15 protein-coding genes and 3 rRNA genes (1 of these 18 only partly in view) are annotated in these 23,341 nt (G+C 57.8%); 4 read left to right on the top strand and 14 right to left on the bottom strand.

Annotation, left to right across the window (positions count from 1 at the left end; translation table 11 throughout):
• From KQP88_RS24395 to rrf (KQP88_RS24385), 3 genes are all read left to right on the top strand, one after another.
• Positions 1–2,014: ribosomal RNA gene (locus tag KQP88_RS24395) — 23S ribosomal RNA — on the top strand (it extends 879 nt beyond the left edge of the window).
• A gap of 148 nt (positions 2,015–2,162) precedes the next feature.
• A 5S ribosomal RNA gene (gene rrf / locus KQP88_RS24390) occupies positions 2,163–2,278 on the top strand.
• Between the two features lie 109 nt (positions 2,279–2,387).
• Positions 2,388–2,503, top strand: a 5S ribosomal RNA gene (rrf, locus tag KQP88_RS24385).
• A 136-nt stretch (positions 2,504–2,639) separates the two neighbouring features.
• Here the strand turns inward: rrf (KQP88_RS24385) and KQP88_RS24380 are convergent.
• The 10 genes from KQP88_RS24380 to KQP88_RS24335 all read right to left on the bottom strand — a co-directional run bounded on the left by KQP88_RS24380 (position 2,640) and on the right by KQP88_RS24335 (position 16,160).
• Complete coding sequence (locus KQP88_RS24380) at positions 2,640–5,132, bottom strand: TonB-dependent siderophore receptor (RefSeq protein ID WP_216704418.1); 2,493 nt, start codon at positions 5,130–5,132, stop codon at positions 2,640–2,642.
• Between the two features lie 85 nt (positions 5,133–5,217).
• Positions 5,218–6,216 carry a FecR domain-containing protein gene (locus tag KQP88_RS24375; protein WP_253950527.1) on the bottom strand — a complete coding sequence of 333 codons (999 nt, stop codon included), beginning with the start codon at positions 6,214–6,216 and terminating at the stop codon, positions 5,218–5,220.
• Complete coding sequence (locus KQP88_RS24370) at positions 6,213–6,713, bottom strand: sigma-70 family RNA polymerase sigma factor (protein ID WP_221560248.1); 501 nt, start codon at positions 6,711–6,713, stop codon at positions 6,213–6,215. The genes KQP88_RS24375 and KQP88_RS24370 overlap by 4 nt, the downstream gene beginning before the upstream one ends.
• 133 nt (positions 6,714–6,846) lie before the next feature.
• The gene (locus KQP88_RS24365; protein WP_216704416.1) at positions 6,847–7,323 is read right to left on the bottom strand and encodes an SRPBCC family protein; all 477 of its coding nucleotides are present in this window, start codon (positions 7,321–7,323) and stop codon (positions 6,847–6,849) included.
• Positions 7,324–7,361: 38 nt separating this feature from the next.
• The gene (locus tag KQP88_RS24360; protein WP_216704415.1) at positions 7,362–10,817 is read right to left on the bottom strand and encodes a non-ribosomal peptide synthetase; all 3,456 of its coding nucleotides are present in this window, start codon (positions 10,815–10,817) and stop codon (positions 7,362–7,364) included.
• On the bottom strand, positions 10,814–11,761 hold the full coding sequence (locus tag KQP88_RS24355) for a diiron oxygenase (protein ID WP_200993853.1): 948 nt from the start codon (positions 11,759–11,761) through the stop codon (positions 10,814–10,816). Before KQP88_RS24355 ends, KQP88_RS24360 begins: the two co-directional genes overlap by 4 nt.
• A gap of 35 nt (positions 11,762–11,796) precedes the next feature.
• Positions 11,797–12,573 carry a DUF3050 domain-containing protein gene (locus KQP88_RS24350; protein ID WP_216704414.1) on the bottom strand — a complete coding sequence of 259 codons (777 nt, stop codon included), beginning with the start codon at positions 12,571–12,573 and terminating at the stop codon, positions 11,797–11,799.
• Between the two features lie 788 nt (positions 12,574–13,361).
• Positions 13,362–14,102 (bottom strand): GntR family transcriptional regulator, encoded by a 741-nt coding sequence (locus KQP88_RS24345; RefSeq protein WP_216704413.1) that lies wholly within the window; start codon positions 14,100–14,102, stop codon positions 13,362–13,364.
• Positions 14,103–14,319: 217 nt separating this feature from the next.
• Positions 14,320–15,327: an aldo/keto reductase gene (locus tag KQP88_RS24340; protein WP_198729207.1), complete on the bottom strand. Its 1,008-nt coding sequence runs from the start codon at positions 15,325–15,327 to the stop codon at positions 14,320–14,322.
• Between the two features lie 143 nt (positions 15,328–15,470).
• The gene (locus KQP88_RS24335) at positions 15,471–16,160 is read right to left on the bottom strand and encodes an HAD-IA family hydrolase (RefSeq protein WP_216704412.1); all 690 of its coding nucleotides are present in this window, start codon (positions 16,158–16,160) and stop codon (positions 15,471–15,473) included.
• A gap of 313 nt (positions 16,161–16,473) precedes the next feature.
• Here KQP88_RS24335 and KQP88_RS24330 point away from each other — a divergent pair, with 313 nt between their 5' ends.
• Positions 16,474–17,958 (top strand): YdgA family protein, encoded by a 1,485-nt coding sequence (locus KQP88_RS24330; protein WP_216704411.1) that lies wholly within the window; start codon positions 16,474–16,476, stop codon positions 17,956–17,958.
• A 528-nt stretch (positions 17,959–18,486) separates the two neighbouring features.
• Here KQP88_RS24330 and KQP88_RS24325 read toward each other — a convergent pair.
• The 4 genes from KQP88_RS24325 to fdhD all read right to left on the bottom strand — a co-directional run bounded on the left by KQP88_RS24325 (position 18,487) and on the right by fdhD (position 23,331).
• Positions 18,487–19,320: a hypothetical protein gene (locus KQP88_RS24325; RefSeq protein ID WP_216704410.1), complete on the bottom strand. Its 834-nt coding sequence runs from the start codon at positions 19,318–19,320 to the stop codon at positions 18,487–18,489.
• 158 nt (positions 19,321–19,478) lie between these two features.
• Positions 19,479–19,955 (bottom strand): YMGG-like glycine zipper-containing protein, encoded by a 477-nt coding sequence (locus KQP88_RS24320; protein ID WP_025262507.1) that lies wholly within the window; start codon positions 19,953–19,955, stop codon positions 19,479–19,481.
• Positions 19,956–20,158: 203 nt separating this feature from the next.
• Positions 20,159–22,495 carry an FdhF/YdeP family oxidoreductase gene (locus KQP88_RS24315; protein WP_216704409.1) on the bottom strand — a complete coding sequence of 779 codons (2,337 nt, stop codon included), beginning with the start codon at positions 22,493–22,495 and terminating at the stop codon, positions 20,159–20,161.
• On the bottom strand, positions 22,492–23,331 hold the full coding sequence (gene fdhD / locus KQP88_RS24310; protein ID WP_216704408.1) for a formate dehydrogenase accessory sulfurtransferase FdhD: 840 nt from the start codon (positions 23,329–23,331) through the stop codon (positions 22,492–22,494). Before fdhD ends, KQP88_RS24315 begins: the two co-directional genes overlap by 4 nt.
• Positions 23,332–23,341 lie beyond the last annotated feature (10 nt).

The raw sequence follows: 23,341 nt of genomic DNA, 5'->3' as shown, positions 1-23,341 counted from the left end.
CGACTTACCAAACCGATGCAAACTCCGAATACCTGCAAGTGCCGAGCATGGGAGACACACGGCGGGTGCTAACGTCCGTCGTGAAAAGGGAAACAACCCAGACCGTCAGCTAAGGTCCCAAAGTCATGGTTAAGTGGGAAACGATGTGGGAAGGCTTAGACAGCTAGGAGGTTGGCTTAGAAGCAGCCACCCTTTAAAGAAAGCGTAATAGCTCACTAGTCGAGTCGGCCTGCGCGGAAGATGTAACGGGGCTCAAACCATGCACCGAAGCTACGGGTATCACCTTCGGGTGATGCGGTAGAGGAGCGTTCTGTAAGCCTGTGAAGGTGAGTTGAGAAGCTTGCTGGAGGTATCAGAAGTGCGAATGCTGACATGAGTAACGACAATGGGTGTGAAAAACACCCACGCCGAAAGACCAAGGTTTCCTGCGCAACGTTAATCGACGCAGGGTTAGTCGGTCCCTAAGGCGAGGCTGAAAAGCGTAGTCGATGGAAAACAGGTTAATATTCCTGTACTTCTGGTTATTGCGATGGAGGGACGGAGAAGGCTAGGCCAGCTTGGCGTTGGTTGTCCAAGTTTAAGGTGGTAGGCTGAGATCTTAGGTAAATCCGGGGTCTCAAGGCCGAGAGCTGATGACGAGTGTTCTTTCGAACACGAAGTGGTTGATGCCATGCTTCCAAGAAAAGCTTCTAAGCTTCAGGTAACCAGGAACCGTACCCCAAACCGACACAGGTGGTTGGGTAGAGAATACCAAGGCGCTTGAGAGAACTCGGGTGAAGGAACTAGGCAAAATGGCACCGTAACTTCGGGAGAAGGTGCGCCGGTGAGGGTGAAGGACTTGCTCCGTAAGCTCATGCCGGTCGAAGATACCAGGCCGCTGCGACTGTTTATTAAAAACACAGCACTCTGCAAACACGAAAGTGGACGTATAGGGTGTGACGCCTGCCCGGTGCCGGAAGGTTAATTGATGGGGTTAGCGCAAGCGAAGCTCTTGATCGAAGCCCCGGTAAACGGCGGCCGTAACTATAACGGTCCTAAGGTAGCGAAATTCCTTGTCGGGTAAGTTCCGACCTGCACGAATGGCGTAACGATGGCGGCGCTGTCTCCACCCGAGACTCAGTGAAATTGAAATCGCTGTGAAGATGCAGTGTATCCGCGGCTAGACGGAAAGACCCCGTGAACCTTTACTATAGCTTTGCACTGGACTTTGAATTTGCTTGTGTAGGATAGGTGGGAGGCTTTGAAGCGTGGACGCCAGTCTGCGTGGAGCCATCCTTGAAATACCACCCTGGCAACTTTGAGGTTCTAACTCAGGTCCGTTATCCGGATCGAGGACAGTGTATGGTGGGTAGTTTGACTGGGGCGGTCTCCTCCTAAAGAGTAACGGAGGAGTACGAAGGTGCGCTCAGACCGGTCGGAAATCGGTCGTAGAGTATAAAGGCAAAAGCGCGCTTGACTGCGAGACAGACACGTCGAGCAGGTACGAAAGTAGGTCTTAGTGATCCGGTGGTTCTGTATGGAAGGGCCATCGCTCAACGGATAAAAGGTACTCCGGGGATAACAGGCTGATACCGCCCAAGAGTTCATATCGACGGCGGTGTTTGGCACCTCGATGTCGGCTCATCACATCCTGGGGCTGAAGCCGGTCCCAAGGGTATGGCTGTTCGCCATTTAAAGTGGTACGCGAGCTGGGTTTAGAACGTCGTGAGACAGTTCGGTCCCTATCTGCCGTGGACGTTTGAGATTTGAGAGGGGCTGCTCCTAGTACGAGAGGACCGGAGTGGACGAACCTCTGGTGTTCCGGTTGTCACGCCAGTGGCATTGCCGGGTAGCTATGTTCGGAAAAGATAACCGCTGAAAGCATCTAAGCGGGAAACTTGCCTCAAGATGAGATCTCACTGGAACCTTGAGTTCCCTGAAGGGCCGTCGAAGACTACGACGTTGATAGGTGGGGTGTGTAAGTGCTGTGAGGCATTGAGCTAACCCATACTAATTGCCCGTGAGGCTTGACCATATAACACCCAAGCAATCTGCTGACGCAGGTTGTGGTGAGTGAAGATGACAAACCGAAAGTTTGCGCCACACACAAATTAACGCAGCAAAAACGCTATTACAGACCCATTCGCTGGCACGTGAACCTTCACGCACCGGCTACCGAATTTCTTGACGACCATAGAGCATTGGAACCACCTGATCCCATCCCGAACTCAGCAGTGAAACGATGCATCGCCGATGGTAGTGTGGGGTTTCCCCATGTGAGAGTAGGTCATCGTCAAGATTATATTCCGAAACCCCCATCTGCGAACGCAGGTGGGGGTTTTGTCTTTAAGTAGAAGTCACTCAATTTTGCTGACACGTTACCTGGTAACGGATTAGCCACAGAATTTCTTGACGACCATAGAGCATTGGAACCACCTGATCCCATCCCGAACTCAGTAGTGAAACGATGCATCGCCGATGGTAGTGTGGGGTTTCCCCATGTGAGAGTAGGTCATCGTCAAGATTCATTCCGAAACCCCTGTCTGCTGACGCAGACAGGGGTTTTGTCTTTCTGCTTCCTGCAAACGGTTACTCAACCAGCGCCCATGAAAAAGCCAGCCTCCATTGTCGAAGGCTGGCTGCTGAGTAAGAGCGGCTGCTTAGAATTGATAACTCAGGGTCGCACTCACATTTCGCTCTTCGCCCATGTAGCAGAAGCTCAGGCTTGCGCATGACGCCACATAGGATTCGTTGGTCAGGTTGTTGGCATTCACCCGCACATCAACACCTTTCAGCCCCACCTTGCTCAGGTCATATCCCACGGAGGCATCCAGCAATGTGTAAGCCGGAACCTTCATGGTGTTTTCAGCATCCGCCCAGCTATAGCCGACATACCGCACACCACCGCCCAGACGCAGCCCGTCGAGAGCACCGCTGTTGAATGCATAATCACCCCAGATTGAAGCCATCTGCCTCGGTGCCTGTGTAGGAGAGTTGCCTTTGTTCTCGATGATATTGGTGGCGGTACTCAATGTGCTGATCATCGACTTCGAGTATTCGATGTCCGTCAGTGTGTAACTGCCCAGCACCTTGAAGTTGTCGGTCAATTGCATGTGCGCTTCAAGCTCCAGCCCTTGGGAACGTACCGCGCCAACAGGGCGATAGAAGTTCTCTTGAGGCAGCTTGGAAGCCAGATTCTCCTGATCGATATGGAACACCGAAGCTGTAAACAGATTGTCGGTACCTGGCGGCTGATACTTGATCCCGGCTTCCCATTGGGTGCCGTCCGTAGGTGCCAGCGGGTTACCGCTGCTGTCGGAGTAAGAGTTCGGGTTGAATGACTCGGAATAACTCAGGTACGGCGCAATCCCGTTATCGAACAGGTAAAGCACCCCGGCCCGGCCAGTGAGCTTGGTTCGCTTGTCACTGATTTCGGTTCCTGCCGGTCGCCCGGTCTCGGCCAGTCGGTTCTCGTCCGAGGTTTCCACCCAGTCCTGGCGCAGTCCCAGAGAGAAGCGCCACTTGTCCAGTTCGATCAGGTCCTGCGCATAAAGGCCTGTCTGTTCCAGGCGACGCAGGTAACTGGTTGGGCTGTAATAACTGATGGCGGAATTGCCATACACGGGATTGAAAGCATTCAGGGGAGCTGCCTGGCCGCTGGTCCAGTCAACCACGGTCTTGCGCCGTTGATAGTCCACGCCGAGCAATGTCGTGTGTTTGGCCGACCCGGTAAAGAACTCCGCCTGCAGCATGTTATCGACGATGAATGCATGCAGACGCTCATCGCCCCCCGAGTAATAACGGTTCAGTTCATTGCCGGTCGCGCTGGTCCAGCCATAGGCGTAAACCTGATCGTTCTTCACTTTGGAGTCCAGGTAGCGAAAGTTCTGCCGGGCCGTGAAGACATCATTGAAGCGATGCTCGAATTGATAGCCGAATGACTGCTGGTCGCGGCTGAAGCCATCTACGCCTGGCTCGCCATCGAAGAAATTCTGCGAAATGCGCTGGCCGTTGCGTTGATGGAGTGCACCATCTGCCGGCACGCCACCGTGATAACCGCCTTCGGGATCATGCTGCAGATAAGCCTGCAGTGTCAGCGACGTGTCTTCGGTGAAATCGATGCTGACAGTGGGAGCCAATGCATAGCGCTTCTCCTCCACATGATCGAACTGAGTGTCGGATCTGTCAGTCAGTCCGGTCAGACGATAGGCAATGCGTTTGTCTTCATCCACAGGCCCACTGAAATCGAAGGCCAGGCCTCGCTGGCCTTGTGTGCCGACAGTGGCCTGGATCTGGTGATAGGGCTCATAAAGAGGTTTCTTGCTGGTCAGCGCCACCAGGCCGCCCGGAGAGCTGCGACCATAAAGCACCGACGAAGGCCCCTTGAGGATATCGACCCGCTCAAGAAAGTACGGATCGACCTGCATGGTGCTGTAAGTCCCGCTATCCCCCATGGACTTCAAGCCATCCAGATAGATGTTATCCACAGACCCGTCGTTGAAACCGCGCATCGCCACATAGTCGTATCGATGAGTCGCGCCATAGGGATTGGTCAGTACGCCCGGTGTGTAGCGCATGGCTTGGGCAACCGTCTGCGAGCCCTGATCGTCCATCTGTTGGCGGGTGACCACCGAGACAGACTGTGAGGTTTCCAGCAACGAGGTGCTGGTCTTGGTGGCGATCTGGCTGTGAGTTGCGTTGTAGCCTTCCATGCTGCCCAAGGCATTGCCCAGGGCAAACCCGCGAATGTCCGTGTCTGGCAGCGATAGCGTCTGGTTTTCAACCTCACGTAATACATAAGTGCTGCCATTCTGTGACACGGCCTGCAAGCCGCTGCCGCCCAGCAGAATGCTCAATGCCTGATCGACTGAATAATTGCCCTGCAATCCCGTTGAGCGGGCTCCTGCCGTTTGTGCCGGTGTAGCGGACAAGGTGATGCCCGCCTGCCGGGCGAATTGATTCAGTGCATCACCCAGCGGTGCTGCCGGTATGGAGTAGCTGCGTATGGCGCTGGCTGATGAGCCGCTTTCCTGAGCCTGCACCTGAAGCGGCAGGACCGCTGTGCCCAGAGTCATGGAGATCAATGCTGCCCGAATGGCCATGCGTAGCGCTGGCGAGTCGGATGAATGCGATATACCTTGAGGCCGTGTCATGGGAGGCAGTTCCGTCACGTTCAATCAGAAAAGGAGGGTTACTGATCTCCATGCCGGACACCTGAGCCAAACCCGCCAAAAATAATCAGGCCTGACGCTGCAATGTCACCCACCAGCGCGTGCGGTAACTGAGCTTCACAGGAAGCGTCTGAGGCAGAACCTCCAGCAGCCTGTCGGTATCTTCCAGCCTGAACACACCGGAAAGACGCAGATCGGCAATGTCATCCGCGCACCCAAGGTAACCACGGCGATAGCGCCCGACTTCCGCGAGGAAATCTCCCAGGCGCATCCCCTTCGTCACGATCAGGCCGTCGGCCCAGGCACCCGCTTCCATATCCGGTGGCGGCAACAGGGTGGCGCGCTGTCCGGAAACCGAATAACTCTGGCCAGCCTTCACGTCTACAGGCGAGGTGGCAGGCGAACGGATAATCAGGCTGCCTTTCGTCACGCTGACCCGGGTGCTGTCCTGATCCTGGCGAACAACGAAGCGTGCGCCGATACCTTCAAACAGAGCATGGCGACTCTGCACCAGTAACGGCCTAGGGGTGACACTGTGCGAGTCGGCCCCGCAGGCAACCAGAATCTCTCCGCGTGTGAGGTTTATCAGGCGATGCCGGGCATTGAAGTCCTGATCCACCGCGCTGTCGGTGTTCAATTGCAGGTCCGTGCCATCCTGCAACCGATAACTGTTGCGCTCGCCCACGCCGGTCGCAAAGTCGGCCTGCCATTGCTCCCAGGGCGCGATATCACGAGAGAGCCAGGCCGCGGAGCCCAGCACCGCGATGCCGGACAGTAATTTCAGGGTTTGCCTGCGTCCCAGTCGCTGCGCACTTTTCTCAAGGGCTTCAAAGGCGGCTCCCGATCCGGGTAATGCCTGGAAGCTGCTGTTCAGCTCATTGCTCAAGGTCTGGATACGTTGCCAGGCACACTCGTGATCCGCGTGTTCGGTGCGCCACTGTTCACACTGCTTGCGCAGGCCTGGGTCGGCTGACGAGTCGTTCAGGCGTATTGACCACTGAATGGCCTGCCTTACGACCTGCGGCGAAGGCTGGTTGTGGCGAGACGGCTGCAAGGTACGGCTCATGCGTCGTATCGCAACAGATAGCAGTGATAAAGGGCATCGGCGATGTAGCGTTCGACCGAGCGCAGGGAGACACCCATCCGGGCGGCAATCTGCTTGTGTGGCATTCCCTCGCATTGAGCCAGCAAAAACGCCTGCCTGACCTTGGGTTTGAGGCCGTCGAGCATTCGGGCAATGTTTTCCAGCAGTTCGAAAACCAGCTCGCGGGACTCGGGCGAAGGGGTTTCGCCGGGCGATAAATGAGCAATGGCTTCCAGGTAGGCCCGCTCAAGTTCTTCACGGCGCCAATGGTCGATGACCAGGCCTCTGGCAACGGTGCGCAGGAAGGCTCGCGGGGTTTTCAGCTCAAGCAGTTCGCTGCGATTGAGCAGCCGTACAAACGTATCCTGGGCGAGGTCGGCGGCATCGGCGCCATTGCCCAGTTTGCTGCGCAGCCATGAATGGAGCCAGCCATGGTGATCGTTGTAGAGCGTATGTAGGGCCGAGTGCTGAGAAGGCATGGGGATGCGCCATCCCGGCGCCACACAAATGATAATGAGTCGCATTGTGTTAAAGCGCTCACCAATTTGCAACCGCCCATGTGCCTGAACCCGCTCAGGCTTCTGGCGCTGAGCGGGTTGGTTCACGCAAGTATCAGGCAAACAGGCTGCGCACGTTGCTCATGGCGCTGTCAGCGAAGCCCTGGAGGAATTCCTGAAAGCCTGGCAGGGCTTCAGGACCACCCTGATCGGGTTCGGCGATGATGGTCCATGTCGCAACCGAGTCGTTATCGCCCGTCGACTCTACGGTCATCGCTGCCCACAGGTTGCCCACCGGCAGGCTGGTGTAGATCAGCGACCAGGTCATGAAGCGGGCATTGTTGTCGTGAGAGTTCAGTTGTTCGATGGCGACGTTGCCGTCCTTGAACAGTTTCTTGCGCACCGAACGGACGCCTTTCCCCGTCACCTCAGTGCTTTCCAGCGCCGGAATGAAGGCCTGGAAACCGCCAAAGTTGCCGACGATCGCCCATACGCTATTGGCATCGGCAGGAATTTCCACGGCCGATACGACTTTGCACAGCGAAGGGTTCTTGATCAGGGTGTCCGGTTGCAGAGTGTTGATTGCGCTCATGTGATTCTCCATGTGTTTCACGTTGGGTTGTGGATGCTTCAGATAAAGTCGATTTCTTTCAGGTAGTCGCAGCCCTTGCGCAGCAGCGCCGGGGTTTTCTGCGGGTATTGCTCGCCCATGTGCCGGATACCGGCCAGAGCGTTCTGGTACTCGATCATCGAGATATCGCCGATGTCTTCCTCGAAACCGTCCAGATAGAAACCCAGCACGCCGAATAGCGCGTTCTGGCTATCGACCCGGTTGAGCTGGGTCTGCCAGTGCGCCACGCTGACCATCTCGAACTCACGCCCCGCCTCGCGGAATGCATCCACGTAGCTGTTCCAGCTCAAGGGTTCGGGGTTGTGCAGGTTGAATACCGCACGGTTGGCCTGATAGCGGCTGGCATGGAAGCCGATGAAACGGGCGAGGAAGTCCACCGGCATCAGGTCGAAGTTCATGGCGAACTCCGGGACCTTGCCCAGTTGCAGCGAGCCCTTGAGCATCAGCATCAAGCGGTTTTTCTGTGGCTGACACACGCCGGTGACGCTGTTGAAGGCGATGTTGCCGGGGCGATAGATGTTCACCCACACGCCTTGATCCCTGGCCCGCTGCAGCACGCGCTCGGCGACCCACTTGGACAGGTTGTAGCCGTTCTTGATGTAGATCGGCGGCGTGGCGGCGGCCGGTTGCTCCAGCACACTGCCGGCGGCATCTACGGCGCTGGATGCCGATAGTGTGGACACAAAGTTGAAGATCTTCTTGCTGCGCCCCTCGCACAGGCGCAGGCATTCAAAGACCGGTGCCACGTTGTCGCGGATAAGTGTTTCGTAATCCTGGACATGGTTCACATTGGCCGCGTTATGCACCAGCGCGCCGAAGTCCCGGTCCAGTCGCTCATACACCCCATCGTTCAAGCCAAGCTGCGGCTGGGTGACGTCGGCGGGGTAGACCGTCACCCGACTCATGTCCAGATGCTCCAGGCGGTTTTCCCGCAGCGACTGAACGAAGCGTTCGTGGGCGCTTTGTCCCGCGCCTTCGCGCACCAGACAGGCCACTTCGCTCGCTCCCCAGGCCAGCAGCGCTTCGACAATATGCACGCCGAGGAAGCCATTGGCGCCGGTCACGATGACTTTGTGAACATCGCCCAACTGGCTGATCGGCAGCACCGGTATTTCCAGCTCGGCGTTGGCGTCCAGCAGCGCTTGCGGGCTGACGGTGTAGCTTGAGACGCCTTCGCTTTCGATGAGGCTGGCCAGCGTCAGCACGGTAGGCGCTTCGATAAAGCGGTTGATGGGAATGCTGCGCCCGAAGCGTTCGCGAATCCCCAGCAACATGCGCGACAGCAGGATTGAATGGCCACCGAGATTGAAGAAGCTTTCGTCGGTTGAAATATCCCCGATGGGTAGTTCGAGAAGTTCGGCCCACAGCTCAAGAAGCTTTTGCTCCTGCTCTGTTTCCGGCAAGCGACGGGGTTGCTGGTCAGCGAAACTCACCGGTATTTCCAGCAAGGCCTTGCGGTCGATCTTGCCGTTACTGGCGAATGGCATGTTTGCCAGCACCGTATAGGCGCCGGGATGCATGTAATCGGGCAGCAGGCGCTGCACATGGGCTTTCAATGCCTGCAAGGCGACTTCTTCGGCTTCATGTGGCTGGGCTGCGAACGCCAGAATGCGGCGTTGGGCATCCACGACCACGGCAACCTGACGATACAACTGGCTGCTGCGCAGGCAGTGTTCGATTTCCTCCGGTTCGACCCGGAACCCACGGATCTTCACTTGATTGTCACGACGTCCTGCCAGCTCGATGCCGTCAGGAATCCACTTGCCGATGTCCCCGGTGCGGTAAGCGCGCAATGGCTGTCCGTCCGGCAAGGCCAGCGTCACATAGCGTTCGGCCGTCAGCTCGGGATTGTTCAGGTAGCCCAGACACACGCCGGGGCCAGCGATGTACAACTCGCCCTGAGTCTCCTCCGCTACCGGCTGCAACTGCTCGTCCAGAATCCAGACCTGGCTGTTGGCGATGGGGCGTCCCAGATTGCGGTTGCTGCTGCCAGGCTGGAACTGTCCGGCGGTGACCAGCACCGTGGCTTCGGTCGGACCGTAGAGGTTATGAAAGTGGCACTGTCGGGTCAGGTGCTCGATGACATAAGGCTCGCAGACGTCGCCGCCGGTCATCACATGCTCAAGGCCCAGGGGCTCGTCCAGCGGCAGGATGCTCAACAATGCCGGCGGCAGGAACGCATGGCTGATGCCGTCTTTCAGCAGGCTGACCAGTCGCAAAGGGTCGCGACGCTGATCGTCGTCCGGGATCACCAGTTCCGCACCGCTGAGCCAGGTCGGGAAGATATCGATCACCGAAGAGTCGAAGCTCAGTGTCGAGAACTGCAAGACCCGGCTGTGCTCCGACAGACTCACATACTCCGCATACCAGGCGGTGAAGTGGCTGAGGTTGCGCTGACTGAGCAGCACGCCTTTTGGATGGCCCGTGGTGCCCGATGTATAGAGCGCCATGCACGGCGAGTCGCTGTCAGGCCGCAGGCGAGTCAGTGGCTGATCCCGCTCCGTTGCCTGGATCGAGCTGATATCCAGCGCAGGAAACTCGGCTTTGGCCAGGGGATGCGAGCCGTCATGCAACAACAGCAGGGCGCCCGAGTTTTCCAGAATGTATTGCTGGCGCTGGATCGGCTGACTCGGATCCAGCGGCAGATAAACCGCGCCACTGCCGAGAATCGCCAGAATACCCGCATACAGCGCAACCGACTTGGGCAGGCAGATACCGATCACCACCGTCGCACTCTCATGCTCACGGGCCTCGATCAGCGGCCGCAAATGACGCTGGATGGAGACAGCCTGCGCGTACAGCTCGCGATAGCTGAGTACCTGACCGGCAATCGACAGCGCCGAACGCTCGGCGAAAGTCTGAAAGCTTTGCTCCAGCCGTTCCACCAGCGGCGTATTTGCCAGTGCCAGCAGATGCGGCTGGTCAGTCTGATTCAGGCGATGCCTGAACAACTGATGGTCGATGGCTTGCAGGCCCTGTTGCCATTCGCTTTGTGCGGGAGCGGTGGTGGTCAGAGTGCTGAAATATTTCTCATCCCTGGACAGGCGACTGATCAGCAGCGCTGCCTGATCGACAAACTCCGCGATGGCCGCATCGCGCAACATGCGGCCGTTGCCTGACTCCTGAACAGGCAGCCACTCACGGACGATCAGATGCTGAGCCGTTGTGGAGCCGTGCCAGCACAGCAACTCCAGACGTGGAAGACCCTCCAGTGCGTTCGGGCTCAAACCAACCCGCAGGCTCAGGTGATCGGTGCTGCCGAATGCCTTGAGTCGTTCACCGCTCAACTCCAGGCTGCCGTCCTCGACCAGGATCGAGGCGTTATCGACAACGTTCGCCTGCAACCCGGCCTGATCGCTCAAGTGATGCACCGAGTGTCCGTGTGCGAGCAATTCTGTGTGCAGTTCGCTCAGGGTCAGGCTATGACCGATGAGCACGATCTCCAGGCGTTTCATTGCAGAATTCCCTGGGCTGGCAGATAGTCGGCCAGTGCCCGCTGCACGCAAGGCGCTTCAAGCATCGAGCTGGTCTTGAAGAAGCGCACGATATTGCCGATCAGAGGATGATGGCGGTTGATGGGAAAGCTCATGGCCATGGTTTCATCCTTGAGCGCCTGCTTCACGGATGGCTCGACCTGCAGGTTGTCGATCAGGATGAAATCGAAGCCGTGCTGGATGTCATTGGTCAGATATTGAGCAATGAACACCGGCATGATGCGCGCGATGCACTCCCGATCGGCCTCAGGTGCGGTGTGCCAGTAGATACGCACCAGTCGCGCCCAGAACCCGGAATGCCTCCCCTCGTCCAGCAGGTGATCGGCCATCAGCCCTTTGACCGATTGCTTGACCGTGTCGTCCTTGGCGAAGGCCGCCACATCGTTGGTGACCGTGTTTTCCGCAATCGCCACGCAGATCAGTTCCACGGCGCTGCGCAGATGCTCCGGCGCCAGGGCCAGGGCGGCAGGAATGGCGCGGCTCAGTTCGATTTCGTCGGGCAGGCGAATCGGTTCGATCCCGGTCAGAGCGATGGTCTGCTGCATGAAGTCCATCGCCACCAGAGCGTGGTAATCCTCATCGACGACCACGGTCATGGCGTCGTAGCGGCAGGCGAAAGGAAAGCGGATCGCGAAGTTGTCCTTGGCGATACTGCGCGCGGTCTTGTCGACGATCTCGGTTTCAAAGATCACGACATCGTTGATGAACTTGTAGAGGCTTTGCACCAGCGCGTAATCGCGCAGGTGCGGACACTCACGGGTGAAGGTTTCGCTCAGCACCAGCGGCTGGCGACTCAGGGGATAGATCAGTTTTTCATCGTTTTCGACGATCCGGCGTGGGCGAGTGCGAATGGTGGCGCGACCTTCCCAGGCATCAATGAACGAGCTGTAGTCTTCTGCTTTCATGATGGCTTCCTTGTAGAGGGGCTTGCGGCGCGAGGTCAGGCGCTGGCTTGCATCAATGGCGAGCGCATGCTCATGCGCAGCGTGTCCCACAGCTCGACCCGGCTATCCACGGCGGCAATGGCGGCCTGATACACCTCGTGCTGGCGCTGCTCGTCGCCATTGACCAGCCTGGCCAGCAACTGCTCGGCAGCCGGGCCGTGGTCTTCGGAGTCGACTTCGATGTGGCGTTCCAGGTAGTAGCGAAAGGTCGGTGCCTGATCGACGGTGATGCCCCATTCATCGAGGATGCTCTGGAACATCATCGGGATAACGCTTTCGCGACCATGAAGAAAAGCCGCTGCCACGCTATGGGCCGGCGCATGCAGCGCGGTATTGAGGGTGTGGGTCACGAATACCGAAGCAGCCTGACCGGCGTTGACGCGCTGCAATGCGGTTGTGTAATGCACGCCCTGTTTCTGCAGCTCGACGAAGCGTTCGATCTGCAAGGTGCTGGCGCCAATCTCGCGCATGGCATCCAGGTACAGCTCGAAGTGGCTGTAGTGACCGTGGCTCAGCTTGTCGTCGGATTCTTCCCCGAGCACGATTTCGTTGATCAGCCTGGCGGCCGATGCATCCCGAGGTGGCAACCAGGGCAATTGGGTGCAGGTCAGTTCCTGCTGTAACCGCTTGGTCAGTGACATGAAGTCCCAGACGGCGAATACATGGGTTTCCATAAAACGTTTAAGCACTTCCAGTGAATTGATTTCAGCAAAGATGGGGTGTTGGCTAAGTTCTGTTTTCTTGAGGTCCAGTAGCGTTTTCTGACAAGGCATGGCGATATCCCGGTAGTCTTAAATACAAGTTTTGTCTGTAACGTGTGGCCGAGTTACAGTTTTCGTTTTCGAGCAGTCGGCAGCGGACCTGAATAACAGGCAAGCGAGAGCCTGTTAGTTGAAACGATCAGTAACCGTTAACGTCAGGTATTTCGTTGCAAGGTCCTTTGCAGAGCCATGGTGCTATAAGCAGCAGCCTGTGCGGGCATGGCCGGACAGCTTGGGGATGCCGGCCATTGATACGGGCTGCAAATAAAAGTTAAAGCACTTGTAATGTAATGCGCAATTATTTTTTGACATTATTTTAGTTGTTGTTTTTCGAGGGTGTAAGTTGCTATATAAAACTCTCTCGATAAGTTTTATAAGGATGTAAGCAACCCTTTCGGCGGATAAGCGCCAAAATTATAAATAATGAACGAATGCCTCGCTCAGCGTTGCTGTTATGCAAAACAATCCAGGTTTTGTGTTTTTGGCGGGCGCGATCGGAAACGACTTCCAATGCCTTGTTGCCCTTGCAGGAACTCCTTTCTCAGTACGTTCAAAGGAACAGATCGCTGCCCTGCACCTGACGGGCAGTTCAAGAGTGACCAGGGCGCAACCCTCCGGTAGGGTCCCGCCTTGGTCACGACCGAGTTTGCCTTATTCCTGAGACAGACCAACCCGATGGTTCAGGAAAACAGACATAAAAGCGCTGCCCGCGAGCAGATAGCTCGCAGCGCACGAGTGGCAGCGTGAGGGGGAAGGGGAAGCGTCAGGCCGCGCGGCTCAGACGATCAACCGCGATTGATTCAGGCGATGCTTTTCTTGCGTTGGCGTGCCGGTGTTTTTTCCTGCTCGGCCTTTTTGCTGTTCAGGTATTGAGTGATGGCTTTGACACCTCGGTTGAGGTGGTTCTGCAGAGCACCCACGATCTCTTCCACAGCCTTTTCTTCGGCAAGACGCAGCAATTCCCAGTGATCGTCCTGGGACAGCTTGCCAAGGCCCATGGAGGAGAGATTGAAGCGCAGAAAGCGCTCCTCTTCGTTCAGGCCTTCTTCAACCAGACGCATCAGGCGCTTGTTGGGGGTCTTGGCGTAAAGCGCCATGTGAAACAGGCGGTTGAGAGTGCCCATCTTCGAATAGTCGGTTTCGACTTCAAGGGCTTCGATGCAGCGTCGTGCCGTGGCCAGGTCTTCTGCATCCAGTAACGGAATGGACAGGCGTAGCGCCTGGGATTCCAGCAGGATACGCAGGCCGTAGGCGTCTACGGCATCTTCGGTGATCAGCGGGGCGACGACAGCGCCTTTATGGGTTTCGACACGCAACAGTGACTGGGCTTCGAGCTGGCGCAAGGCCTCGCGGACCGGCATGCGGCTGACACCAAAAAGCGTGGCCAACTCCTGTTGGCGCAGCGCTGTACCGCTCGGCAGGCTGCCATCGATGATAGCGTTGCGCAGTTTTTCCTCGATAACAGCTCTTGCAAGGTGCGCGGGAGGCTGTTCGTTCCCCAGTACCGAGCACAAGAAGGCTTCTCTATCAGTTTTGCGCATTGCCATACTTCTTAATCAACCTGGCTGTATTGGATTCATGGTTGCCGACAAGCAGAGCCGGGTCTGTTCGCATTGCGGCAGTTACAGAGCATTTTAGCGCTCCTGTCGGCAACATGTTGAATGAGCATTTATATACACGCGGCTTTTTTAGACGCTTTTTGAGAGCATCGCGAGCATTTGCCGATGGCCTGCTCGCGATGAGGCTCGCAGAGCGCTCTCAGCGTGTCAGGCGCCCTGAAACAAAATGCTGCACATCATTGAAGCCGGCAGTCGAAGCGTGGCCCGGTATGACCAGCGAGTCGATGAAGGCTTCGTCCTCGGCACTGATCTTCACTTCCAGCGCTTTGGTGTAATGTCCCCACTGCTGTTCGGTGCGCGGCCCGACAATGGCCGACGTGACGGCCTTGTTGTTGAGCACCCAGGCAATCGCGAACTCCACAAGGCCGACGCCTTTGTCCTGCACATAGGCCTGCAATTGCTGGGCGATGCGCAGAGATTCCACACGCCATTCCGTTTCCAGAAGACGCTTGTCCTGACGTCCGGCGCGACTGCTGCTGTCAGGCGTGACGTCCGGTGCGTACTTGCCGCTGAGCACACCACGCGCCAGCGGGCTGTAAGGCACGACACCCAGGCCATGAAACGCGGCGGCAGTGATCTGCTCGATCTCGGCCTGGCGGTTGACGATGTTGTAGAGCGGCTGGCTGATGACCGGTTTGTCCACGCCCAGGCGCTGGGCGACGTTGACGATTTCCGCGATGCGCCAGCCGCGATAGTTCGACAGGCCCCAATAGCGGATCTTGCCCTGGCGGATCAGGTCGCCAATGGCCGACACCGTGACTTCCAGCGGCGTGTCGTGATCCTCTTTGTGCAGGTAATAGATATCCACATAGTCGGTATCCAGCCGCTGCAGGCTGTTTTCAATGGCATTGAAGATATGTTTGCGATTCAGGCCGGCGCGGTTGGGAATGCCATCGCTCGGGCCTACCGCGACCTTGGTCGCCAGCACCCAGTCGCTGCGCCGCGAAGCGATGGCTTCGCCGACGATCTCTTCGGAGCGTCCGCCGTTGTAAACGTCGGCGGTGTCGATGAAGTTCACGCCCTGATCCCAGGCTTGATCGATGATGCGCAGGGATTCTTCAGTGCCGGTCTGCTCACCGAACATCATTGAACCGAGGGTCAGCGTGGAAACCTTCAGGCCTGACTGGCCAAGCGTTCTGTAAATCATGCTCAACATCCTCCATGTCATTGAAAGCGGGATCAGAAGGGCATACTGGCTTGTTTATGGGGGCGTTGAAAAGGCCCATATGAGAATGCGACAGGCTAAAGACAGTTGAATGTCTTCCTGCCGACGGGCAGGAAGACACTTAATCAGGCTTTCCTGGGCAGGCCCCATGCCTCAAGCGGGAAGTCTTCCAGCGAGGTCAGCAGCAGGTCGGCATGTTCGTACTGCTCGACCGGCATGTGCGAGTCGGGGACTGCCACGGTGTACATCCCGGCAGCCTTGGCGGCGGTGACGCCGAATGGCGAGTCCTCGAACACCAGGCAATCCTCTGGCGAAACGCCCAGGCGACGTGCTGCAACCAGGAAAATGTCCGGTGCAGGCTTGGCGGCGCCGACTTCAGGGTCATCGGCAGTCACGACGGTATCAAACAGCTCGAACCAGGCACGGTGCAAGGTGGTCTTGGCCTCGAAGTAATGCACCGAAGAGCTGGTTCCGACCGCGATGGGAATGTTGTTGGCCGCCAGATGCCTGACCAGCGCCTCGGCGCCCGGCATTGCCGGAGCAAGAGGGAAGCGTTCTTCAAGCATGGGTTCGCGCACTTCCAGAAATTCGTCGATGGAAATGGGCAGCTCCAGCGCCTGGATAACGTAGCCGGAAAAGTCACGGGCGCCACGGCCAATGGTGTGCTGCTTGATGGACCAGTCGAAGGTTTTTCCATAACGGCTGGCAATCAGATGGGTGACCTCGGTGTAGACCCCTTCGGTGTCCAGCAGCAAACCATCCATGTCGAAAATCACAGCCTTGATCGGGCCTCGCTCACCTTGCTGTTCACTCATGTCGTCAGATCCCCCGTTTCTCAGATTCGATTCGATATCAGCCTAACGTCTACATCAAGACTGTGGCTACCCATGTGTTGAGTGCCTTCTTGCAACGAAAGTGCATTCAGGTTTGTCTGACGCTTCCTGAAAAGGCGTAATACCCGCGCAACCGGCCAACAACGCTGGGCGATGACAAACGCTCAATGCTAATCTCTCGCGACTTTTCGGCAGTGACACAGGCTGCGTCTACTCCGCTATCAAGGCGCGGCTGTAACCTGTCGGGGCGCAGGGAAGACTTTCAAATCATCAGAACGGACATCGTTGAGTCGCTATGAATAAATCAGCAGGTATCGCGGTAGGCGTCATTGTTGTGGCCGGTGCATTGGCAAGTGCTGGCGCCTGGTACACCGGTAATCAACTGGAAGGCGTGCTCAACGAGTCGATCCGGAGCGCCAATCAGGGACTCAAGGAGTCTCTGGAGGGCACCGACAACAGCATTACCCTGCAACTGGTTTCGCTGGAGCGTCACTTCTTCAGCAGCACGGCCCATTACCGCGTGGACCTGCAAGGCCCGGACCTGTCCCGCGATGGCCAGGATCCTCAGTTCCTGTTCGTGGATAACATCGAACACGGGCCGATTCCGCTGTCGCGTCTGAAAGCGTTGAAGCTCATGCCGGTCATGGCCCAGAGCAATTTCGAGATGGAGAAAAGCGCGTCTTCGGAAAAATGGTTCGCCATGAGCGGTGATAAAACGCCACTCAAGGGGCAGGCCAGTATCGGCTATGACCGCTCCACCAGCGGCTGGTTGAAAATGTCGCCGCTGGAGATGGTCGACGCGGACGGCACGTTCAAATTCTCCGGGCTCGACATCAATGCCGAAGCATCCGCCGATGCCGAAAAACTGAAGGTCACGGGCACGCTGGACAGCCTGCAGCTCAATGTGGCGTCAAAAGAAGGTCCGGTGAGCATCGATATCAAGGGCCTGACCTTCGATACTGGCGGCACCAAGGGCCAGTCGGGTCTGTACCTGGGCCACAGCAACCTGAAAATCGACAATGCCGGTTTCCAGATGGTCGGCAAGCAGCCGGTGCTGATCAAGGACTTCGTCAATACCAACCTTGCCCAGGAGGAGGGCGGTAATCTGGCGATGCAGATCAATTATGATCTGGGCATGATTTCCTACAACGGCAAGGACATTGGCTCTTCACACCTGGGCTTCAGGCTTTCCGGTTTCAACGCGCTGTCGACCAAGACCCTTTACCAGTTCTATCAGGAGCAGGTTCTGCCACAGCAACAGGCTGCGGCACAGGCCAAGCTTCCCTTCCAGCTGAAACTCAGCCCGGCCGACGAGCAGTTGATGAAGAGCGAGCTGAGCAAGTTTCTGGCTGGCAAGCCTCATATCGAGCTGGAAAAACTCTCGCTCAAGACCGCCAATGGTGAAAGCCACATGAGCATTGCCGTGGACCTGACCGATCCAGGCTCCATCGATCAGCCAGGCAGCGACACGGTGATAAAGACCATCAGCCAGCTCAAGGCCCGGGTGCTTTTGTCCAAGCCCATGATCAACGATGTGGCGACCCTGCAGGCAGGCTTTGACGGGCAGACCGACGCCCAGGCCATCGCCGATCAGGCCGCTGCCGCCAGTGACATGCTCAGTGCCATGGCCACCATGCTGCAATTGGCCAAGGTCGAGGGCAACAACATCGTTTCCGACCTGCACTACGCCAACGGCATGGTCGACTTCAACGGGCAGAAAATGACCCTGCAACAGTTCCTGGCCACAGTGATGGTCAAGGTAGGGGCGTTGAGTCAGTAACAAGGTTTGCCATCAGGGTTATTGCGTCAGAGGGCGCAATAACCCTGCAAGCCGGTAATTCGCAGGCAACAAAAAACCCGCCGAAGCGGGTTTTCCCAAGACCATTCCAACTCCCTGTCGGCAGCCTTCCCGGCCATGGTCGATCGTCCCTGATCCTGGTGAACTCCCTGTTCACCACTTGTTGGATCCAATAATACGGGCCTCGCGGCAGTACGAAAATAGTCATTCACCGGCGTGCGTGTAAGCTTTTGGCTATACGTGGGCTTTTTCGCGAATGAGCCCCCAGTTCGCACATTTTCGCAGGCAATAAAAAACCCGCCGAAGCGGGTTTTTCCAAGACCATTCCAACTCCCTGTCGGCAGCCATCCCGGCCATGGTCGATCATCCTTGATCCTGGCGAACTCCTTGTTCGCCACCTGTTGGATCCAATAATACGGAGGTCGCCGTAGGGTAAAAAGAGCCAAATGCCGTCAGCTCGTGTAAGCCTTTGGCTATATATGAGATTGAGATTTAATCTCAATAATGATTTCAGGGGGTAAAGGTCGTCATGGCTTCGCAATAGCGCTGAGCTGTATTTTTGCTTTCTTCGTTGCGATCCCGTGCCGCACGCTTGTTCCATTCCCGGCACTCTTCCTTGAAAAACACCTGGGCAGAAAGGCGGCATTCGCGTCTTTCCACCGAGCGATTGAGGAAGTTCTCGCACACGCTATCGCCGTCGATACGGTTTTCGTAGAGGCGCCATTGCGCACGATAACGGCCATTACCATCCCACTCGCGAATCGACACGGTGGCAACCGTATGCGGCTTCTGCTGGCGTGCAGGCGCTTTGCGTGAGGCATCGGACTTGAAATCCGCCATGTAGCTGGCAGACACCATGGCTGTTGCAGGTGCAGCCTGAGCAGGGCGCGAAGCCTGGCCGAAGCGGCAGTTCAGAACACTCTCATCAATGACATTGCCATCCTTGATGCAGTTATCCAGAGGTTGGGCTACGGGAGCTGATTCCTGAGTGGCGGCCACAGGCGTCGGAACAATGTAGGGCTCCACCCGCAAAGCCGGGCGTGCAAGCTCGTTGGCGACTTGAACGGGCGCCTCATCGACGGGTTCAGGCGCAGTCTCAGGTTCTGGTTGTTCGAGTGCGATCGGTGCAGGCTTGGGTGTGCTGGTTCGGGTGGACAGCCCCACTGCCAGCACTACGAAAATGCCCAGGAAGAGAAAAGCCAATACGTAGCCACGTGATGATTTACGAGGTTTGACGATTCGCTGTTTTCCGGGGTGCGAGCCCAGCACCACATCGACCTGACCGGGGACAAGGCGCTGAATGCGAATGATCCCGTCGTCATCCTGTGGCTTGGTGGAATCCATCCCTGCTCCTTGAGTGCTGATCGATAGGCAACGCGCAATTTTTCTAGACGGCGTTTCGGCAGGGGCCTGAATTCCTGAAGGGCATATTTCTGCTTTTTAGCGGCTGAACGAAAACTGGCCGCTTTTCAGGGCGGCCAGTCTGGCATTGCGCATATCGATTAACGGTGACGCCAGTCACGACCGTGTTTGCGATGGCCGTAATGCTTGCGATGGCCATGGCCGCGGTATTCGCGACGATCGTCACGACCATTGCGATAGCGGCGATCGTCTTCGCGGCTTTCGTTACCCATGTAGTTACCCAGGGCACCACCTGCACCGCCGCCAGCGGCTGCGCCGACAAGGCTACCGGTGTTGCCGCCTACGCTGCGGCCAATCACGTTACCGCCCGCTGCGCCCAGGCCGCCACCGATGGCAGCTTCTGTACGGTTACGACGGTCTGCGCCAACCGCACTGCCCGCTGCGCCGCCCAGGCCTGCGCCAATCGCAGAACCTGTGCTGCCGCCGATCTGTTGACCGACAGCCGAACCCAGTACCCCACCCAATGCACCGCCTACGCCCGCTTCAACTGTTCCGCCTGCCGAGGCGAAACCGCTTGCGAGAGTAAGAGACAACAACAGTATCGAGGAATACTTCATGTATGGAATCTCATAGGGATGACGGCGCGATCCTGATATGCCGCAAACAATGTAGCAACGAAATTCCGACGAGTAACACGACTGACACACAAATAGCTAAGTTACTGTTTTACATAGGGAACTTAACGTGAAAAAGACAGTCTGAGCTTACTTGATACAGGCCCGGTTCTTACGAATTCGGGCCTTTTTCATGGGCAGCGGAATCAGAGGATTCGTGCCGGCTCGCTCGAACGTTCCAGGCGGATTGCCACGAATTTCGAGGTGGGGGTATGGCTGCCTTCGCCAACGCTTTCCAGCGGCACCAGCGGGTTCACCTCTGGATAGTAAGCCGCCGCCTGACCTGCCGGGATATCGAACGGCAACAGGGTGAAGCCCTTGACGCGGCGTTCGTGGTTATCGCCCCAGATCGAGATCAAGTCTGCTTTCTGACCCGGCTGGAAGCCCAGGCGGATAATGTCGGCTTCGTTGACGAACAACACGTCACGCTGTCCTTTCACGCCGCGATAGCGGTCGTCCAGGCCATAAATGGTGGTGTTGTACTGATCGTGGGAGCGCATGGACTGCATGATCAGGTCCGGGGTCTGGCCCGTGGAACTGATGCCTTCATGAATCAGGCTGAGCGGCAGCGCATTGGGCTTGAAGTTGGCGCGTGTCGACGCTGTGTTCCAGCGGCGGGCACCTGCGGCATTGCCCAGATAGAAACCGCCAGGATTCTTGACGCGCTCGTTGAAGTCCTTGAAGCCCGGGATGGTGTCGGCAATCAGGTCACGAATACGGCTGTAATCCTCGATCAGCCATAGCCAGTCCACCGGCTGCTTGCCGACGGTTGCGTTGGCGATACCGGCGATGATCGCAGGCTCCGAACGCATCAGCGACGAAGAGGGCTGCAACTGGCCGTTGGAGGCGTGCACCATGCTGAACGAGTCTTCCACGGTGACCGCTTGCGGGCCATTGGCCTGGATGTCGATATCGGTACGGCCGAAGCACGGCAGGATCAGCGCTTCCTTGCCGTGGAACAGGTGGCTGCGGTTGAGCTTGGTGCTGATCTGTACGGTCAGGTCGCAGTTGCTCAGTGCTGCAGCAGTGCGCGGGCTGTCCGGTGTTGCCTGAGCGAAGTTGCCGCCCAGCGCGATGAACACTTTGGAGCGACCTTCGGCCATGGCGTGAATGGCTTCGACCACGTTATGGCCGTTCTCGCGAGGGACCTTGAACTGGAAGCGCTTTTCCAGAGCATCGAGCAGGAACACCGGCGGGCGCTCGTTGATGCCCATGGTCCGGTCGCCCTGCACGTTACTGTGGCCGCGCACCGGGCACAGGCCTGCGCCCGGCTTGCCGATATTGCCGCGCAGCATCATCAGGTTGGCGATTTCCTGGATGGTCGCGACCGAGTGACGATGCTGGGTGATACCCATGGCCCAGCACATGATCACATTCTGGCCTTTGGCGTACATGCGGGCCGACTGCTCGATATCGCTCAATGGCAGGCCGGATTGCTCCAGGATTTCCTCCCATGAGGTTTCGTCGATGGCCGCCAGGTAATCAAGAACGCCCTGGGTGTGTTCGTTGAGGAAGGCGTGATCGAAGACGGCGGGCGCATTGTTGAGCTGGGCTTCGCGCTCCCATTGCAGCAGGAACTTGGCCATGCCGCGCAGCAGTGCCATGTCGCCGCCCAGTGCCGGACGGAAATACGCGGTGTTGGTCGGGCGATCGCCGTTGGTGAGCATTTCCATCGCATGCTGTGGATGCTGGAAGCGCTCGAGACCACGCTCCTTGAGGGGGTTGACGCACACGACCTGAGCACCACGCTTCACCGCATCGCGCAGAGGATCGAGCATGCGCGGGTGGTTGGTGCCCGGGTTCTGGCCCAGTACGAAAATCGCATCGGCGTGCTCGAAGTCATCGAAGGTCACGGTGCCTTTGCCCACACCCACGCTTTGCGACAGCGCCACGCCGCTGGCTTCGTGGCACATGTTCGAGCAGTCAGGGAAGTTGTTGGTGCCGTAGGCACGGACGAACAACTGATACAGGTAAGCCGCTTCGTTGCTGGCCCGACCCGAGGTGTAGAACTCAGCCATGTTCGGGCTTGGCAGGTTGTTCAGGTGTTTGGCGATCAGCGCGAAGGCATCGTCCCAGCTGATGGGCTTGTAGCGGTCGCTTTGCGGGTCATAGACCATCGGCTCGGTCAGGCGGCCCTGATACTCCAGCCAGTAATCGCTTTGCTCCAGCAGCGAACTGACGCTGTAACGGGCGAAAAACGCAGGATCCACGCGGCGCTTGGTGGCTTCCCAGTTGACCGCCTTGGCGCCGTTCTCGCAGAACTTCACCATGCCGCTTTCCGGCGAGTCGCCCCACGCGCAGCCAGGGCAGTCGAAGCCGCCGTTCTGGTTGGTCTTGAGCATCATGCGCAGGTTTTTCAGCGCGTTGTCACTGCCCAGCCAGGCCTGTGTCACGCTGATCAGTGCGCCCCAGCCACCTGCCGGACCTTTGTAAGGCTTGTAGCGAGGCGTCGGGGTTTTGTCGGCTTGGTGATGAGTGCTCACGCTTGAATCTCCATCGCAGGGCTATAGACCCGCGGCGCACTGTGCTGCGGCAGGTGAATTAGATTGAGGTTGTGACGGCGCGCCCATTGCAGGGCCAGGCCGGTGGGCGACGACAGGCTGACCAGCGTCTGGATGCCGGCGCGCAGGACTTTCTGGATCAGTTCCAGGCTGCAGCGGCTGGTGACGATGGCAATGCCGCCTGTCAGGGCAATGTTCTGGCGGATCAGGGCGCCGATCAGCTTGTCCAGGGCGTTGTGGCGTCCGATGTCTTCACGGCCCAGCAACAACTGGCCATTACTGTCCATGAACACGGCTGCATGCACGGCACCGCAATGCTGGCCCAGTGGCTGGAATTCGCCGATGCGCTGGCGCAGGCCTTGCAGCCACTCGGCAGGCGGCAAGGGCGCGCCCGGCAATACGTTCAGCTCCGGCAGCGCCTGCTCGACGGCTTCGACGCCGCACAGTCCGCACCCGCTGGTACCGGCCAGTTGCCGACGCTGCTGCTTGAGGTTCCAGAAAGCACGGCTGGCGATCTCGACCTCGGCCTGCATGGCCGACCCGCAACCGCTGAGCCTGAAGTCGTAGATTTCGTCTGCCGAGGCAATGATGCCGCTGCCCAGGCTGAAACCGACGATGAAGTCTTCCAGATCCGTGGGGCTGACCAGCATGACTGCCTGGCTGATGCCGTTGTAGGCAATGGCGAGCGCTACCTCTTCGGCAAGCGCGTTCTGTGCCGAGTCATCGCCCTCGAGATTCGAGTAGCTGTAGGACTGGCTTGCTTGAGGTGCGTGCGCCTCAAGAGCGGGCGCCGCGCTGGCCGTGCGCTTGGCGTGCATGGACTGATTA

This window comes from Pseudomonas lijiangensis, assembly GCF_018968705.1.
In the GTDB taxonomy this organism is placed as follows: Bacteria; Pseudomonadota; Gammaproteobacteria; order Pseudomonadales; family Pseudomonadaceae; genus Aquipseudomonas; species Aquipseudomonas lijiangensis.
This window is presented reverse-complemented; position numbering and strand designations above follow the sequence as displayed.

Excerpts from the sequence above, each read along its gene's own strand:
- KQP88_RS24365 (WP_216704416.1), bottom strand. The coding sequence starts at position 7,323 with ATGAGCGCAATCAACACTCTGCAACCGGACACCCTGATCAAGAACCCT.
- KQP88_RS24370 (WP_221560248.1), bottom strand. The coding sequence starts at position 6,713 with ATGCCTTCTCAGCACTCGGCCCTACATACGCTCTACAACGATCACCAT.
- KQP88_RS24350 (WP_216704414.1), bottom strand. The coding sequence starts at position 12,573 with ATGCCTTGTCAGAAAACGCTACTGGACCTCAAGAAAACAGAACTTAGC.
- fdhD (WP_216704408.1), bottom strand. The coding sequence starts at position 23,331 with ATGCACGCCAAGCGCACGGCCAGCGCGGCGCCCGCTCTTGAGGCGCAC.
- KQP88_RS24375 (WP_253950527.1), bottom strand. The coding sequence starts at position 6,216 with ATGAGCCGTACCTTGCAGCCGTCTCGCCACAACCAGCCTTCGCCGCAG.
- KQP88_RS24355 (WP_200993853.1), bottom strand. The coding sequence starts at position 11,761 with ATGAAAGCAGAAGACTACAGCTCGTTCATTGATGCCTGGGAAGGTCGC.
- KQP88_RS24360 (WP_216704415.1), bottom strand. The coding sequence starts at position 10,817 with ATGAAACGCCTGGAGATCGTGCTCATCGGTCATAGCCTGACCCTGAGC.
- KQP88_RS24330 (WP_216704411.1), top strand. The coding sequence starts at position 16,474 with ATGAATAAATCAGCAGGTATCGCGGTAGGCGTCATTGTTGTGGCCGGT.
- KQP88_RS24320 (WP_025262507.1), bottom strand. The coding sequence starts at position 19,955 with ATGAAGTATTCCTCGATACTGTTGTTGTCTCTTACTCTCGCAAGCGGT.
- KQP88_RS24340 (WP_198729207.1), bottom strand. The coding sequence starts at position 15,327 with ATGATTTACAGAACGCTTGGCCAGTCAGGCCTGAAGGTTTCCACGCTG.
- KQP88_RS24345 (WP_216704413.1), bottom strand. The coding sequence starts at position 14,102 with ATGCGCAAAACTGATAGAGAAGCCTTCTTGTGCTCGGTACTGGGGAAC.
- KQP88_RS24335 (WP_216704412.1), bottom strand. The coding sequence starts at position 16,160 with ATGAGTGAACAGCAAGGTGAGCGAGGCCCGATCAAGGCTGTGATTTTC.
- KQP88_RS24380 (WP_216704418.1), bottom strand. The coding sequence starts at position 5,132 with ATGACACGGCCTCAAGGTATATCGCATTCATCCGACTCGCCAGCGCTA.
- KQP88_RS24325 (WP_216704410.1), bottom strand. The coding sequence starts at position 19,320 with ATGGATTCCACCAAGCCACAGGATGACGACGGGATCATTCGCATTCAG.